Annotated in this window: 17 protein-coding genes; 1 reads left to right on the top strand and 16 read right to left on the bottom strand. The window is 27.3% G+C overall.

The window, feature by feature from the left end; genetic code table 4:
• Window positions 1-19 precede the first annotated feature (19 nt).
• On the top strand, window positions 20-1,414 hold the full coding sequence (locus tag AACK95_RS00385; protein ID WP_338980315.1) for a peptidase M17: 1,395 nt from the start codon (window positions 20-22) through the stop codon (window positions 1,412-1,414).
• Window positions 1,415-1,876: 462 nt separating this feature from the next.
• Here the strand turns inward: AACK95_RS00385 and secA are convergent, their stop codons facing one another.
• From secA to AACK95_RS00310, 16 genes are all read right to left on the bottom strand, one after another.
• Window positions 1,877-4,261, bottom strand: coding sequence for a preprotein translocase subunit SecA (secA, locus tag AACK95_RS00380; RefSeq protein ID WP_338980313.1), 2,385 nt, complete (start codon window positions 4,259-4,261; stop codon window positions 1,877-1,879).
• A 217-nt stretch (window positions 4,262-4,478) separates the two neighbouring features.
• Window positions 4,479-5,429, bottom strand: a complete 951-nt coding sequence (locus AACK95_RS00375) for an IS30 family transposase (RefSeq protein ID WP_338980311.1) — start codon at window positions 5,427-5,429, stop codon at window positions 4,479-4,481.
• Between the two features lie 117 nt (window positions 5,430-5,546).
• Window positions 5,547-7,604, bottom strand: a complete 2,058-nt coding sequence (locus tag AACK95_RS00370; protein WP_338980310.1) for a PTS transporter subunit EIIC — start codon at window positions 7,602-7,604, stop codon at window positions 5,547-5,549.
• A 259-nt stretch (window positions 7,605-7,863) separates the two neighbouring features.
• Complete coding sequence (locus AACK95_RS00365; RefSeq protein WP_174480957.1) at window positions 7,864-8,094, bottom strand: hypothetical protein; 231 nt, start codon at window positions 8,092-8,094, stop codon at window positions 7,864-7,866.
• Window positions 8,095-8,099: 5 nt separating this feature from the next.
• Window positions 8,100-8,417 carry a F0F1 ATP synthase subunit epsilon gene (locus AACK95_RS00360; RefSeq protein WP_338980308.1) on the bottom strand — a complete coding sequence of 106 codons (318 nt, stop codon included), beginning with the start codon at window positions 8,415-8,417 and terminating at the stop codon, window positions 8,100-8,102.
• A gap of 14 nt (window positions 8,418-8,431) precedes the next feature.
• Complete coding sequence (gene atpD / locus AACK95_RS00355) at window positions 8,432-9,994, bottom strand: F0F1 ATP synthase subunit beta (protein WP_338980306.1); 1,563 nt, start codon at window positions 9,992-9,994, stop codon at window positions 8,432-8,434.
• A gap of 17 nt (window positions 9,995-10,011) precedes the next feature.
• Complete coding sequence (gene atpG / locus AACK95_RS00350; protein ID WP_338958301.1) at window positions 10,012-10,863, bottom strand: ATP synthase F1 subunit gamma; 852 nt, start codon at window positions 10,861-10,863, stop codon at window positions 10,012-10,014.
• A 27-nt stretch (window positions 10,864-10,890) separates the two neighbouring features.
• A complete protein-coding gene (atpA, locus tag AACK95_RS00345; RefSeq protein WP_338980304.1) occupies window positions 10,891-12,474 on the bottom strand; it encodes a F0F1 ATP synthase subunit alpha in 1,584 nt (527 codons plus the stop codon).
• Window positions 12,475-12,485: 11 nt separating this feature from the next.
• Entirely contained in the window at window positions 12,486-13,028 is a 543-nt protein-coding gene (locus AACK95_RS00340; protein WP_338980303.1) for a F0F1 ATP synthase subunit delta, read from the bottom strand.
• 12 nt (window positions 13,029-13,040) lie between these two features.
• On the bottom strand, window positions 13,041-13,568 hold the full coding sequence (atpF, locus tag AACK95_RS00335) for a F0F1 ATP synthase subunit B (RefSeq protein ID WP_338980302.1): 528 nt from the start codon (window positions 13,566-13,568) through the stop codon (window positions 13,041-13,043).
• Between the two features lie 33 nt (window positions 13,569-13,601).
• Window positions 13,602-13,820: an ATP synthase F0 subunit C gene (atpE, locus tag AACK95_RS00330; RefSeq protein ID WP_422397149.1), complete on the bottom strand. Its 219-nt coding sequence runs from the start codon at window positions 13,818-13,820 to the stop codon at window positions 13,602-13,604.
• A 101-nt stretch (window positions 13,821-13,921) separates the two neighbouring features.
• Window positions 13,922-14,728 (bottom strand): F0F1 ATP synthase subunit A, encoded by an 807-nt coding sequence (locus AACK95_RS00325; protein WP_338980299.1) that lies wholly within the window; start codon window positions 14,726-14,728, stop codon window positions 13,922-13,924.
• Complete coding sequence (locus AACK95_RS00320; protein WP_338980297.1) at window positions 14,729-14,854, bottom strand: hypothetical protein; 126 nt, start codon at window positions 14,852-14,854, stop codon at window positions 14,729-14,731. It abuts the gene before it with no gap.
• Window positions 14,855-15,138: 284 nt separating this feature from the next.
• Window positions 15,139-15,783, bottom strand: coding sequence for a uracil phosphoribosyltransferase (gene upp, locus AACK95_RS00315; RefSeq protein ID WP_308699596.1), 645 nt, complete (start codon window positions 15,781-15,783; stop codon window positions 15,139-15,141).
• A gap of 435 nt (window positions 15,784-16,218) precedes the next feature.
• On the bottom strand, window positions 16,219-16,704 hold the full coding sequence (locus AACK95_RS07085) for an IS30 family transposase (RefSeq protein ID WP_422397148.1): 486 nt from the start codon (window positions 16,702-16,704) through the stop codon (window positions 16,219-16,221).
• Between the two features lie 269 nt (window positions 16,705-16,973).
• The gene (locus AACK95_RS00310; RefSeq protein ID WP_338979555.1) at window positions 16,974-17,168 is read right to left on the bottom strand and encodes a helix-turn-helix domain-containing protein; all 195 of its coding nucleotides are present in this window, start codon (window positions 17,166-17,168) and stop codon (window positions 16,974-16,976) included.
• Window positions 17,169-17,271 lie beyond the last annotated feature (103 nt).

Genomic DNA, 17,271 nt, shown 5'->3' with positions numbered 1-17,271 from the left:
ACCATTTAGGAGTGAAAATATGGATAAAAATATTCTACTTAATGTTAGTAGTAAACTTGAATTAAAATTAAAATTAACAGCGGTATTTGCTGATAAAGTTCCTCATGAATTGATTGCTAAAGAAAAAAATAAATTAACATTAATTTCTGAAGATAAAACTTATTACCTATATTTAGGTGATAGTAAGGGCTTAACTCGTAATGATGTTTATAATTTTTTTGTAAATTTTAGTAGTAATAATAGTCAAGATTTGGATATTGATGTCAAATCTTTTGTTACGAGTAATTTAGATGAAAGTATACTTTTACAAACTATATATGAAGCATTATGATTCGGTACTTTTAAAGAATATACTTTAAAAAGTAAAAACAATGAAGAAAAAAAAGTTAAATATAATGTTGTTTCAACAGCAAAATTCCCTAACTATACTTCACAACAACAAATCAAAATTCAAGGAGAAAGTATTAATTTAGCACGTAATTTCCAAGATATGCCACCTAATTTGTTATATCCCGAAGTTTTTGCAAAAAAAATTCAAGATGCAGCAAAAAGTATTAAAAATTTATCAGTAAAGGTTTTAGGGCAAAAAGAAATAACAGAACTAAATATGAATTTATTATTAGCAGTTAATGCTGGAAGTAATTTTGATGCTCGTGTTGTTGTTTTAGAATATAAAGGTGATCCACAGCATGCCGATGATATTTTAGGATTAGTTGGTAAAGGAATTACTTTTGATAGTGGTGGTTATTCACTAAAACCTTCTTCAGCAATGAAAGGTATGAAATTTGATATGTCGGGTGCAGCTAGTGTATGTAATGCTGCCATTGCTGCTGCTAAATTACAATTAAAAATAAACTTTGTAACTGTTGCTTGTTTAACAGAAAATAAGATTGGTAGTCATGCTACTTTAGTAGAAACAGTCTTTACTTCAATGAATGGTAAAACTGTAGAAATTAATAATACCGATGCCGAAGGAAGGTTGGTATTAGCAGATGCTATGACATATGCTTTACGTAAAGGAAAAGCAAATCGTATTATTGAATTATCAACTTTAACTGGTGCAATGCTAGTTGCATTAGGTAGTTATATGACTGGTGCTTTTGCTACTGATGATAAATTATTTAATGATTTTGATTTATCATCACAACAAACTAATGAAGAAATTTGAAGAATGCCAATTCATCAACAAAATATTTTAAATATGCGTTCATCTAAAATAGCTGATTTAAGTAATCTTTCTAAAGATCCATATGGTGGTTCATCAAATGCTGCTGCATTTTTAAAAGAATTTAGTGAAGATAAACCATTTTTACATTTAGATATTGCGGGAACTGCTTATAAAAATGATCGTGGTATGGGTGTATTAATTAAAACATTAGTTCAATATATGAAAAATTATAGTACAAGTAAATAAAGTTATAAAAAAGTTATTTAACAATATTTTTAGTTAATTGGTATTGAAATAATATTTGATTCTATTTTTTGTAGTGTTTTTAATATTGGTGGTAGTTGAGAATTATTAATTTTATTAATATTTAATCGATTACTTGTATCAATAGTATCATTTAATTTAATGCTGAATTATACTTGCACTTACAAGTATAATTCAGCAAATTGAACTATTGTTTATGAACGCCCCACCACAGCAGATGGAACTAATTATATTAAAAATTTAGTACCCATGAATAATAGTAATGCTATTACTAAAGGTAATAATTTCCCCCATTGAACAACTTCAGTCACTTATGACAGTAAAAAAAATAAAAACATATTTAAAAAGAAGTCATGAAAACATAAAGAAAAAAATCAAATAGAATAAAAAAACATATTTAAAAAACTAAGTATTAAAATACTTAGTTTTTTAAATAAAGATTGATTATCCAATTTTAGTTTTAGTTTCAACATTACTTGCTAATACTGTATCCAATACATCTTGACCACCACGGACCTGATGTTGTTCTGGATCAATGCTATGTAACATAATAATAACTTGATGAGCAACATTGATTTTCATACGATTAAATAATTTTGAAGCTTCCTCAATATAAGCTTGTAAGGGATTTAACTGCGCATAACCAAGCAAATGGATTCCTGCACGCAGTTTACTTAAAGCATCAATGTGATTAGTTCAATATTGATCAAAAGTTTGTAAAATAACACTATTTTCAATTTGTTTTATAATAACATCATTTAACTTTTCTCTTTTTTCAAGATAAAAATTATAAGATTTTTCAACAATTAAATCAATATTTTCTTCAGTACTTAATCGATTTAACTTTTCTGCTATTAAATCATTAGGCTTAATTAATTTATTTTCAATACCTTTAACTAATTCATCATAATCAATAAACTGTTCTCTACCAACAACTTTATTAAAAATATTTAGTAAATCACGTGCTACTGTTCTGTGCATATTTTTGATTAAATCTAATAAATCATCAGCAAGTAAAATATTATCACGTTGATGATATGTAGCTTCACGATGCTGAGCAATAACATTATCATAATCTAATAAGTTTTTTCGTGCATCAAAATTCATACCTTCAATTTTTTGTTGTGCTCTAGTAATTGATCTAGTTAACATTTTTGATCTAATATAGTCTTCACCTAAACTTGCAAAAGCTTTTTTTAATTTTTCACCACCAAAACGTAACATCAAATCATCTTCAATTGAAACATAAAATCGTGAAAATCCAGGATCACCTTGTCTTCCGGCTCTTCCACGTAATTGATTATCAATTCTTCGTGCTTCGTTTCTTTCGGTACCTAATACAGCAAGGCCACCAAGTTCAATAACACCCTTACCAAGTTTAATATCAGTTCCACGTCCTGCCATATTAGTTGCTAAAGTAATTGATCCTTTTTCACCAGCTCTAGCAATAATATCAGCTTCACGAGCATGATTTTTAGCATTTAAAATCTCATGCTTAATTCCTTCCAAAGTTAACATATTAGCAATTCGTTCTGATACATCAACATTAGCAGTACCAATCAAAATTGGTTGTCCTTTAGTATGTCGTTCTTTAACTTCTGCAATTAAAGATTTAAATTTAGCATTTAATGAAGCAAAAACATGATCAGGTTTATCTTCTCGAATAATTGGTTTATTAGTAGGAATCTTAATTACTCTCATATTATAAATTTTTACAAATTCTTCTTCTTCGGTTTTAGCAGTTCCTGTCATACCACTTAATTTATTATATAAACGGAAAAAGTTTTGATAAGTAATAGTAGCTACTGTTGTTGTTTCTTGTTGAATTGTAACATTTTCTTTAGCCTGTAAAGCTTGATGAAGTCCATCACTATATACTCTACCAGGCATTAATCTACCAGTAAACTGATCAACTAGCACAATTTCACCATCTTTAACAACATATTCTACATCTAATTTGAAAACATGATTAGCACGAAGTGCATTTTGAATATGATGAAATAATTCCGAGTTATCAATATCAAATAAATTTTTTAAATTAAACTGTTTTTGAGCTTTATTAACACCCGTTACTGTTAATGCAATTTGACGTGATTCTCAATCAATTTTATAATCTTCAGGTATTAAAGTTTTTGCAAAAACATCTGATGCTTGATATAAAGGAGTACGATTTTTTGAACCACCAGAAATAATTAAAGGTGTTCTTGATTCATCAATTAAAACAGAGTCCGCCTCATCAATGATAGCATAATTAAGCTGACGTTGAACTTTTTCTGGATAAACCTTAATCATATTATCACGCAAATAATCAAAGCCTAATTCCGAATTAGTTGTATATGTAACATCTTTTAAATACGCTTCACGTTTTTGATTAGTAGAATGATCACGAAGACTAACGCCAATAGTAATTCCCAAAAATTCTAAAATTGGTCGATTTAATTCAGCATCTCTTACCGCCAAATATTCATTAACAGTAATAACATGAACACCTTTACTACTTAAAGCATTTAGATAAATTGGCATCACAGCAGTTAAAGTTTTTCCTTCACCAGTTCGCATTTCAGCAACATCACCATTATGAAGAACAATACCACCAATTAATTGAACAGGATATGGATGTAATCCACTAATTCTTCGTGCTGCTTCTCTAATTGTCGCAAAAGCTTCAACTAAAATATCATCTAAAGCCTCACCTTCTGCCAATCTGGTTCTGAATTCAACTGTTTTATTTGCTAATTCTTCATCTTTAATTTTTCTCATTGTTTCATCAAGGCTAATTATTGCCTTAACTTGTTTATTAATTTTTCGTAAAATTTTACGATCTCACATAAAGTAAATCACCATTTTTTTCTTTATTATTACTTATACTTATTATTACTTGTAAAGTAATAAAATCTTTATTATTTTAACATAAAAAAACTTAGAAAACTTAGTACCCAAAAAAAATTGTATTTATATTATATTTTTTTCTTTCTCTTCGAAGTTAGAAAAAATAATTTACTATAATTATTTTAATTACTATGCTAAATTGTAAAGGTAAGTGCAACTAAATTATTTTTCTATCCAAATATTCGATTGGTGAAAGATAATTTAATATTTTTCTCGGTCTTTGATTTAAAGACAATATAAATTTATGAACTTCATTTTTATTAGTTTTTGAAAAAATAAATTTTTTAGGAAATTTTTCTCTAATTAAACTATTAGTATTTTCATTAGTACCTCTTTGTCAAGGTGAATATGGATTGGCAAAATAAATTTTTACATCTAAATTTTTTTCAAGTTGTTGTCAATTTGAAAATTCTTTGCCACGATCAAAAATAATAGTTTTAACAATGTTTTTAGGAAGAATTGATAAATAATAACTGACATTTTTATTAATAACTTTAGTAGTTCTGTTTTTAACTAATATTGCTAAAGTAAATCGTGATACTCTTTCAACTAAAGTTATTAAACATGATTTGCTTTTGCCTCTTGATGATACTATAGTATCTCCTTCTCAATGACCAAGTGTTATACGATCATTAACATTTATATCTCGTTCTTTAATTGATTTACCATTAAACTTGCCACGATTTTCTTTAGATTTTCGTTTTTTACCTTTTCTTCTTAAATTTTTACTAGTAACTTTATCAAGCATTCCAAAATAAATTCAAGTATAAATTGTTTTAAAACTAATAACTCACTCTTTATGAAAATTTTTAATTCTGCCATAAATTTGTTCAGGTGATCAACCTAATAGTAATTTTTGTTGTACATATTTTACTAAATTCTTATTTTTAAACTTATGAAAACTAATATGTGATTGTTTTCGATTTTCAGCTTTATTTTGTGCAATTAATGAAAAATAATGATTATTATCTTTATTTCTATTAATTTCTCGAATAATAGTACTAATACTTCGATTAAGATTTTTAGCTATTTCACTAATTTTAAATTTAAATTTCAATTGATTCTCAATATAAATCCTTTCATCTATGCCAAGATGTTTATAACTCATATAAAAACTCCTTACTTTTTTCTAAACTAAATTTAGCATTATGAAATTTTTATATGAGAATTTTTTGCAATTTTATTTACTTGCACTTACAAGTATAATTCAGCTTTTAGTAATAGTTTATTTTGGAGTTCAAGTTTTTAATAAATCATTTTTAATATTACCTACTTGTGGCCCATAAATTACTTGAATAGCTGTACCTTTTTTAAAGATACCAACTGCACCAGTTAATTTTAAAATATTATCATCAACTTTAGTTTCATCAAAAACTGTAACACGCAATCTTGTAGCACAATTGTCTAATAATTTAACATTACTTCGTCCACCAAGACCTTTAAAAATATTTTCTAACATATCATTATTTTTATCTTTATTAGTATCAGGTGTTAATGTTTGTTTCTTTGTCATTTCTGCTTGTAAAGTTTTATGAATAGACTCTGCACCATCAAGATAAGTAATTTCAACTTTATTGGCAATTACTTTAATATTTTTAGTTCCACTTAATCTTAATAAAGCTTTTGAATAAATATTTGCATCTTTTAAAGTTACAACTAATACTTTATCTTTAGCGTTAACATCAATAATATTTAATGTTCCACCAAGTCCAAGTAATAAATTTTCTACTTTTGTTCTACCTTTTTTTGAAGACTTATCTAAAGAACTTTCAACACTTTGTAAAGCTAAGTTGGTTGCTAATTCTCCTTCTTCACGACCTAAAGTTTTGTAATTTCTTCACTTAATAATGTAATAGAACCCAAAGAAATAAGCAGGTGCCATAATTAATCCAGTAGCAAATACTCAATAGAAGCCTGTTTCTTTACCAAGAATACTTGGTAATATTCCAAAGAAAGAAAAGTCAATAAATCCAGCAGCAAAACCTTGACCAACAACTATATTTAATAAATACGCCATCATAAAACTAATTCCTGCCATAAATGCATGGAAAACAAAACATAATGGTGCTACAAATAAGAATGAAAACAACAATGGTTCTGTAACTCCTGTTAAGAAAGAAGTTAGAGCAGCAGATCCTAAAATACCACCAACCATTTTTTTATTTTCTGGTCGTGCTAACATTCACATAGCAAGCGCTGCAAATGGATAACCATATTGCATATATGCAAATCGCCCACTCATAAACATTGTTCCTGGTGTTTGATTCATGTGTCCTACTGCATTAGAAGCAAATTGTCCAAAGAAAATATTGTACGCTCCTACAAATGTGTCAGATCCATTAGTTCACGTACCACCAATTCCAGTATATCAGAAAGGTGCATATTGAACGTGATGCAATCCTGTTGGTATTAATAAACGTTCAGTAATTCCAAAAAACATTGCAATAAATGCTCCACCAACTGTTGGATGAAAATTATCACCAGTTAACTGTCCATCAGTAAGTTGACCTGTATTCATACCAGCTGCTAAGCCATTACCAATTTCTCTAAAAGCAATTAATAACATTGGTCAAATAAAGAAAAAAGCTAATCCCATTCCTATTCCAACAAAAACAGCTAAAATTGGCACAAAACGTTCACCACCAAAAAAAGCTAATACTCTTGGCATACGAATATTGTATGAATGATTATGAACAACTGATACTAATCAACCAACAAGAATGCCACCTAAAACTGAAGTATCAAACGTAGGAAATAATCCTAAGACAGAAGAAAATAAACCAGAAGATTTACCACTTTCTGGAGTAATCTTTGCACCTTCACCTAAACCTCATGGATCAAATCCCAACATTCCTGTTTTAGGATTTCAAAAAAACATGCCACTAATAACTGAAGTCATAACAATAAAAGTAATAAATCCAGAAAGAGCAGCTACACCTTTACTAGCTTTTGCAAAACCAAAAGCAATAGAAATAGCAAAAATCAATCCTAAATTAGCAAAAACAACGTTTCCAGATGATTGCATAATTGAAAAAATATTAATAATACCAACAAGACTATCATGATTAGGTAATTGCTTTAAAGCACTAGCAACTCCACCACCAATTCCTAACAATAAGCCAGCTATTGGTAATGTGGCTATTGGTAAAACAATGGCTCTTGATAAGTTTTGCATTTTACCAAACATTTTGCCACCTAATTTATTAAAAGTTCCTTTAAAAGTAAAACTAGGATTTTTCTTATCCTCAGGAGTTGTTTGTTTACTATGAAAAAATTTACTCATTTTCTTACCTCCATTCTATATTGTTCTATACAGATAAAAATATTATATATATATATATATATATATATATATAATAGTAAAAACAACAATAAAATAAATAAAAACGATTTTTTTACTACTATAATAGTAATTTCGGAGAAATTTTATAATATATATAGGTATTATCAATAACTACTATAAATTTTAATAATATATTGTAATTAAAAAAATAGTAAGTATTTTAAAACACTTACTATTTTTATTTTTTTAATTTTAAGTATTAATTTAAATTAAACCAAATATCTAAACCAATAAATTTAATAATTAACGTACCAATACAATAAGTAAAAACTAAAGTTGTTAACATATATAAAATTCATGATTCTTTTATTCTTTTATGATCAAGAAATTTATTAAAAGGAATTGCTTTTACAGCAAATCCGCTAGCAATAAAACTAAAAAGATAAATACTTATTTCAATTATTCATTTTATTAAATGTGAATCATGCATATTTATTAACCTCCACTAATCCTTTTAATACGCTCATCAAATACCTTTGTTTCTTGCTCTTTTAAAATTGATGTATATTCAACTTTATCACTAATAATACGAACCATATGTAAATCAGTTACCAAAAGTCCACCAGAAATCGTTAAATTACGAATTTTTTGTTTAATTTTAAATGACATTTTCGATATTTGAATATTAGCAATCAAAGGTGTATGCCATTCAAGAATACCAACATAGCCTTCAGTTGTTTTAACATTAACTCACTGTACTTCTCCATCGAAAAAAATACCATCAGGAGTAATAATTTTAAGATTTAATGCCATACTATCACCTTCAATTATCTCAATTTCTTTGCCTTTTCAATTGCTTGTTCAATAGTTCCTACATATAAAAAGGCTTGCTCTGGTAAATCATCACATTCACCATCTAAAATTTGTTTAAAACTATTAACAGTTTTACTAATCGGAATATAAATACCATTTAAACCCGAAAATTTTTCAGCAACATGAAATGGTTGTGAACAAAAATTACGAATTCTTCTTCCTCTAGCTACTATTTTTTTATCTTCTTCACTCAACTCATCCATTCCTAAAATACCAATGATTGGTTCTAATTCAGAAAAACGTTGAATTGTTTCAATAACTCTTTGCGCAACATCATAATGCTCCTGACCAACAATAGCAGGATCTAACATTCTTGATGAAGATTGTAAAGGATGAACAGCAGGATAAAGCCCTAAAGCAGCAATATTACGATCTAAAACAATTTTGGCATCCAAGTGAGTAAATGTTGTCGCAGGAGCTGGATCAGTTAAATCATCAGCTGGTACATATACTGCTTGTACAGATGTAATAGAACCACGTGTTGTTGATACAATACGTTCTTGTAAAGCACCCATTTCTGTCGATAATGTTGGTTGGTACCCTACTGCTGAAGGCATTCTTCCTAATAAAGCTGATACTTCACTACCAGCTTGTGTAAAACGAAATATATTATCAATAAATAATAATACATCTTGTTGTTTTTCATCACGGAAGTATTCAGCAATTGTTAAACCAGTTAATGCAACACGCATTCTAGCACCTGGTGGTTCTGACATTTGACCAAACACTAAAGCAGTTTTACTAATAACACCTGACTCTTGCATTTCATAATATAAATCATTACCCTCACGTGTTCTTTCGCCAACTCCTGAAAAGACAGAAATACCACCATGTTCTTTAGCTATGTTATTAATTAATTCTTGAATTAAAACTGTTTTACCAACTCCAGCTCCACCGAATAAACCAATTTTTCCACCTTTAGCATAAGGTGCTAATAAATCAATAACTTTAATTCCTGTTTCTAAAATTTCAGATTTTGATTGTAATTCATCAAAACTAGGAGGTGTACGATGAATAGGATATTTTAATTTAGTTTTAAGTTCTTTACCATCATCAATGACTTCACCCAATACATTAAAAAGTCTACCCAAAACTTCTTCACCAACAGGAACACTAATTGGTATTCCTAAATCAACTGCTTCAAGACCACGTAGTAATCCTTCAGTTGGACCCATTGAAATACAACGAACACTATCATCACCAATATGTTTTGCAACTTCAACAATTAATTTTTGACCATTATTATCAATACTAATAGCATTATTTAAATTAGGTAAACTATTATCATTAAAACGAATATCAATAACTGGACCTGAAATTTGAACAATTTTTCCAATATTTCGTTTAGTTGGTAATTGTTTACTAGTTTTAACACTTTCTTTGCTATTAACTACTTTTTTAGTCACTTTTGCTTTTACTTTAGCAATAACTTTAGTGTTATCTTTTTTTAAAGAATTTTTATCACTAACATTTTTTTCTTTAATTGTTATAGATTTTTTACTAGTTGCATTTTTCATTTTAGTTTACTCCTTTATTATGATGATTGGGCATCAGCGCCACCAATAATTTCTGAAATTTCTTGGGTAATAGCACCTTGACGGGCACGATTATAACTTACTAATAATTTATCTTTCATTTCTTTGGCATTATTTGAAGCATTTTCCATTGCTAATCTTCGTAATGCTTGCTCTGACACTTGTGATTCTACTAATGCACCATAAACAATGGCACCAACATATAAAGGAATAGCACTATTAATAACAGTATTAGCGTCTGGTTCAAAATCAGTTTGAATTAAATTACTTTCTTGATTAGTTTTAATAGAAACAATTGGTAATAAATCAATAATTGTTGGAATTGTTGTTACCGTATTTACATATTTTGTATATGCAATTTTAATAGCATCAGTTTCTTTATTATTAAACTTAGAAAGTAACAACAAAGATATCTCTTGCGACTCATTATATGATGATTGAATGTTAATTTCAGTATAAGATTGCATAATTTTACAATGATGATTAGTAAAGTATGAAACTCCTTTACTACCAATAACAACTATTTCATCTTGTGGTTGATATTGTTCTAGTACTAATTTATTTAAATTATTATTAAAACCACCACATAATCCTAAATTAGAATTAAAAACAACTCATATTGTTTTATTAATAACTTGATCCTTTGTTTTTAAATAAATTGAATTACTTAATTTAGGTATTAGTTGATTGAATGTATCATAAACTTCAGAATAATAAGGTTTAATCATCTCAATTCTTTTACCTACTTTTTTTAATTTAGCTGTTGATACTAGTTGCATTGCTTTAGTAATTTTATAACTAGTATTAACAGATTTAATTTTTTGTCTAATTTGTTCCATGCTTTGAGCCATGATATTTCACCTTACCTTCCTAATACATTATTTGAATGTTTTAATTAGTGTTTCCCATTCTTCAAGACTACCATATATTTTAGGATTATAGTCATTTAGCTTATTAGTCAAATTATAAACAACCTGCATAATGCCTTGACTAATGCTCACTTGTAACTCTTCACTAAATGCTTGATCTTGCTGTAACTTTAAATAACTTTTTCGTTGTTGTTTTTGAAAATAAGTTATTACTTCCTTTTTAAAAAAATCCATCATTTCTACTGGTAATCATTTAATTGCCTTATTTTTAATTGCTAATAAAATAATTGCTTGATCAATTTGATTTAATGGTTCATTTTGTTTTTGTTTTAAAATTTCAATGGCACGTTTACCATGTTCAATAACAGCTCTAGTATTTTCATCTAAATCAGAACCAAATTGTGAAAAAGCTTGTAATTCACGAAATTGTGCTAATTCTAATTTTAATGTTCCACCTGCTTGTTTTATTGCTTTAATTTGTGCTGATGAACCTACCCGTGAAACTGATAAACCTACATCAACTGCTGGACGAATTCCGGCATTAAATAATTCTGACATTAAAAAAATTTGACCATCAGTAATTGAAATAACATTAGTAGGAATATATGCAGAAATATCACCGGCTTGTGTTTCAATAATAGGTAAGGCAGTAATACTCCCACCACCATGTTTTTCATTTAATTTAGCTGCACGCTCTAATAAACGTGAATGAAGATAAAAAACATCTCCTGGATAAGCTTCTCTTCCTGGTGGTCTTCTTAATAATAAGGAAATAGCACGATAGGCCACTGCATGTTTACTCAAATCATCATAAACAATTAAGACATCTTTACCTTCTTCCATTCATTCTTCGGCAATAGTTACTCCTGTATAAGGAGCAATATATTGCAAAGGAGCAACTTCACTAGCAGTAGCAGCAACAATAGTTGTATACTCCATTGCCCCTAGTTGTGTTAATTTATCAACAATTTGAGCAACAGTTGAAGCTTTTTGACCAATAGCAACATAAACACAAAAGACATTTTTACCCTTTTGATTAATAATAGTATCAATAGCAATCGTTGTTTTTCCAGTTTGACGATCACCAATTATTAACTCTCTTTGACCTTTGCCAATCGGAATCATTGCATCAATTGATAATAATCCTGTTGCTAAAGGTTCTGATACAGATTTTCTAGTCATCACACCCAGCGCTATTCTTTCAATCGGTCTAGTTTTCGTAGTTTTAATTGGACCTTTACCATCAATCTTTTGCCCTAGTGCATTAACAACTCTTCCTAAAAGCATATTACCAACTGGTGTTTCAACAACATTACCTGTTCTACTAACAATATCTCCTTCTTTGATACCTGTGTCATCCCCCATTAAAGTAACACCAACAGCAGTTTCTTCTAAACTCAAAACCATACCATAAATATTACTTTTAGGAAAAAATACTAATTCACCATTAACAGCCTTATCTAAACCATGAATTAGCGCAATTCCATCACCGACAGTAACAACAATGCCTTCCTCATTAGCACTAATTTTTTTACCATAATTTTTAATTTGGCTTTTTATAATTTCTGAAATTTGATTAACATTTAAGGACATTTGTTTTACCTCTATTCATGACTTAATAATTCTTGTTTTAATTGATCAATTTGACCTTTAACGGAACCATCAAAAACTTGATTCCGTACTTTAACTTTAATACCGCCAATTAATGATTTATCAATCTTGTTAACGACTTTAATCTTATGTTTAATGACTTTCTCAATTTTCAATTTTATTTGATTTATTTGTTGGTTTGAAAGTTCTATTACTGAATAAATAATGCCATAGTTTACATCTTGATATTCATTACATAATTTGCGAAATTCTTTTAAAATGAAACGAACAGACTGGAAATGATGTTCATCAATCAACAAAAAGAAAAAATTTAACATATATGGTTCAATATGATTTTTAAAAGTTTCACTAATAATTTGTTTACGTGTTTCAATAGTTATATTACTACTACTAGTAATATCAATAAATTCTGGATAAGTAGTAAAAATATCAATTAATTTATTACTTTCTTCAGCAAATTGAGTAATTTTTTTTATTTCTCTTGCTAATTGAAAAAGACCATTACTTCATTGATTAGCTAATCCTTCATCTATCATTTAACTTCACCACTATTCCAAATTCTTAATAAAATCAGTAATTAATTGTTCATGTTTTTTAGCATTCATTTCAGCACCAATAATTTTTTTAGCTACTTCTAATGCTACTACTTTGATTTCTTCGTTAATCTTTGCTTCTGCCTCTTTACGAGCACGAACTAAATCACGATTTGATTGATTAGTAATACGCATACTCTCTTCTTGCGCTTTATCAATAATTTGTTTACGCTTATTGTAACCATCATTTTGTGCATTAGCAATAATTTCCTGAGCTTCAATTTTAGCAGCTTTTAATATTTGACTAGCTTCACCACGATCTTGATTAGCTAATGATTGCTTGCAAGCAGCATCATCAAGTTTTTCTTTAATTACTAAATGTCGCGAATGTAAAGCCTTACGAAACGGAGCATAAACTCATCTTCAAAGTACCATTAATAAAATTAATGTTGCAAAAATATGAGCAATAAAAACAGGAAGATTGGGAAATAATTGATTAATAATATCATCACCTGATACTAAATCATTGAAATTAAAATTCATAAAATCACCTACTTTTTAATATTTTTTAATACCTTATGCTACAAATATTAAAATCAGAGAAACAACTAATCCATAAATAGCACCTGATTCGGCAATAGCTGCACCAATAATAAATTGTGTTCTAATTTTAGATTCTACTTCAGGATTACGAGCAACCGCTTCAACAGCTTTACCAGCAGCAAAACCTTGACCAATTCCACTTCCTGCACAAGAAATAGTTGAAATTCCAGCTCCAACAAACTTTAAATTCATCAATCCATTAGGATCAGCTGCTAAATGATTAAAAAAATGAAAGACATGTGTCATTACTGTTGTTAATAATTCCATAATAAATAAATTCTCCTTTTTGTATTTTATTTTTTTTCCATAATTGAACGTTCGGTATAAATTTCTTCTTCATGATTTATTGCTTGTTGTTTACGAAGTTTTTTTGGTAATTTAATAGTAAGTTCTCCCTTATGAGAACTTCCTTCCTCCATTTGTAACTTCCAATAAACAAGAGTTAAGATGCCAAAAATTAAGGCTTGAATACTTCCAGCAAATAAATCAAAATAAATATGTAAGAATGGTCCAATTACACCAATTAATAAATTCATCTGACCAATAATTGGGATATTACTTCAAATATTAGCAGTTACCCCATAAAGCATTGCCAAAATAATACTTCCACCTAAAATATTACCAAATAAACGAAAAGATAAAGAAATCAAAGGTGCAAATTGAGTAATTAATTCTAGAGGGTTAATAATAAATTTTTTAAAAAATAAAAGTTTCTGAAATTTAATAGCAATATAATATATTCCAATAAAAGTAACTAATGCCATTGATAAAGTAACAGTATACATTGATGACTGTGGTTCAAGACCAATAATCGATAATCAATTACCAATTAAAATATAACCCATTACATATAACAAATAAACTGTCAGGTTTTTATACTTTACACCAAGAACATCAACAACAATTTTTTCAACTGATTTAATTATTAATTCAACAACTAAAACAATACCTCTTGGATCTTCATCAGGCTTCATTCGTTTTATTTTATAATAATAAATATAACTAATAACACTGATAAAGACTGTTGTTATCAAAATTGTTACCAATTGTGGCATAATTTGTAAATAATTCCAACTTTCCAATCCAGCTAAAGTTTCCATTTAAATTCCTTCTTTTAAGTTATTTTTTTGATATACACATAATGTTGCAGTAATAGTAGCAACCATTAATATTGACATTCCGGCAATTATAGTAAAAATATTAGCAAAGTTAAAGAAAATATTCAAAACTATAATTGAACCATAAATTAACATTCTTAATAAGAATCCAAAATATGCTAAGGTTTGTTTTAAATGTATTCCGCTGGTTAATCATTTTGACGATAAATATAAAAAGCATAACCCAATCATACTTCCTATAAAACCAATATTAAATCCAGCAATTAATAACCAATGGTTTGTATTAATTATAACAGTTATAATTAATCCTACATTAATTAATAATCAATAGCATAACATTGTAAAAAGTATTGAAAGAAAAAGGTTATTTCTAATTTTTTTCATTAAAATATTTATTTAGTTCCAAAAATTCGATCACCAGCATCACCCAATCCAGGTACAATATAACCATCATCATTTAATTCTTTATCCAACGCTGCTAAAAAAATCTTAACATCAGGATGATTATGATTAATTTTCTTAATAGCTACTGGTGCTCCTACAATGGAAACTAAAGTAATATTTTTAAAACCTACTTTTTTTAATTCTTTAATAGCAGCATCAGCAGTACCACCAGTAGCAAGCATTGGATCTAAGATAAATACTAATGCATCACTTATATTTTTAATATTTTTGGGATATTTAAAAAAATATTTTTGTGGTTTTAAAGTTTCTTCATCACGATAAAGACCAACATGACTAATAATTGCATTAGGTACTACATACTCAAATCCATTTGTCATCCCTAATCCTGCTCTTAAAATCGGAGAAAGAATGATTGTCTTGGTTAATGTTTTACCAATAACTTTAGTAATGGGTGTTTCAACTTCAATTTCATCAAGAGGAATATCTTTAAATACTTCATAAGCCATTAACGTTGCAATTTCGCTTAAATTCTCTTTGAAATCTTTTTTTTGAGTTAAGTGATTTCTAATTCTTGTTAATTTATCTTGTATTAAAGGATGATTAACAATAAACAGATTTTTACTACTTTCCACTAAAAACACTCCTTTATCTTTAATGCGTATATTTTCAATAATTTAAAATATATACTAATATGAAATTTTACGCCTTTTAATTTATAAATCAATAAAATAACAATAAAAATAACGAAAAAAGATAAAAGATTTATTCAAAAATTATTTTTTTAATTGTTAATAACATTCTTATAGTTCAAAATTAACTAAATAAAAATATAATTTATAAATTTTATTTTAATAACTTTGTTTTTATTTTAAAAAAATATAATCTAAAATATAAATTCAATAAATTTCTTTTATTGATATAGAAAATTATATATTTATAATAAACTATTAATAGTAATTTTTGTCTTATTTTTATCAAAAAAAATCTTATGTTAAAATTAAAAGATAAAACTTCATACAAGTTTTTAAACTATTATTTTAATTGCTAAATTGTAAAGGTAAGTGCAACTAAATTATTTTTCTATCCAAATATTCGATTGGTGAAAGATAATTTAATATTTTTCTCGGTCTTTGATTTAAAGACAATATAAATTTATGAACTTCATTTTTATTAGTTTTTGAAAAAATAAATTTTTTAGGAAATTTTTCTCTAATTAAATCATTAGTATTTTCATTAGTACCTCTTTGTCAAGGTGAATATGGATTGGCAAAATAAATTTTTACATCTAAATTTTTTTCAAGTTGTTGTCAATTTGAAAATTCTTTGCCACGATCAAAAGTAATAGTTTTAACAATGTTTTTAGGAAGAATTGATAAATAATAACTGACATTTTTATTAATAACTTTAGTAGTTCTGTTTTTAACTAATATTGCTAAAGTAAATCGTGATACTCTTTCAACTAAAGTTATTAAACATGATTTGCTTTTGCCTCTTGATGATACTATAGTATCTCCTTTCCAATGACCAAGTGTTATACGATCATTAACATTTATATCTCATTCTTTAATTGATTTACCATTAAACTTCCACGATTTTCTTTAGATTTTCGTTTTTTACCTTTTCTTCTTAAATTTTTACTAGTAACTTTATCAAGCATTCCAAAATAAATTCAAGTATAAATTGTTTTAAAACTAATAACTCACTCTTTATTAAAATTTTTAATTCTGCCATAAATTTGTTCAGGTGATCAACCTAATAGTAATTTTTGTTGTACATATTTTACTAAATTCTTATTTTTAAACTTATGAAAACTAATATGTGATTATTTTCGATTTTCAGCTTTATTTTGTGCAATTAATGAAAAATAATGATTATTATCTTTATTTCTATTAATTTCTCGAATAATAGTACTAATACTTCGATTAAGATTTTTAGCTATTTCACTAATTTTAAATTTAAATTTCAATTGATTCTCAATATAAATCCTTTCATCTATGCCAAGATGTTTATAACTCATATAAAAACTCCTTACTTTTTTCTAAACTAAATTTAGCATTATGAAATTTTTATATGAGAATTTTTTGCAATTTTATTTACTTGCACTTACAAGTATAATTCAG

It is taken from the genome of Spiroplasma endosymbiont of Lasioglossum malachurum (genome assembly GCF_964020065.1).
Taxonomy (GTDB): Bacteria; Bacillota_I; Bacilli_A; order Mycoplasmatales; family VBWQ01; genus Spiroplasma_E.
This window is presented reverse-complemented; position numbering and strand designations above follow the sequence as displayed.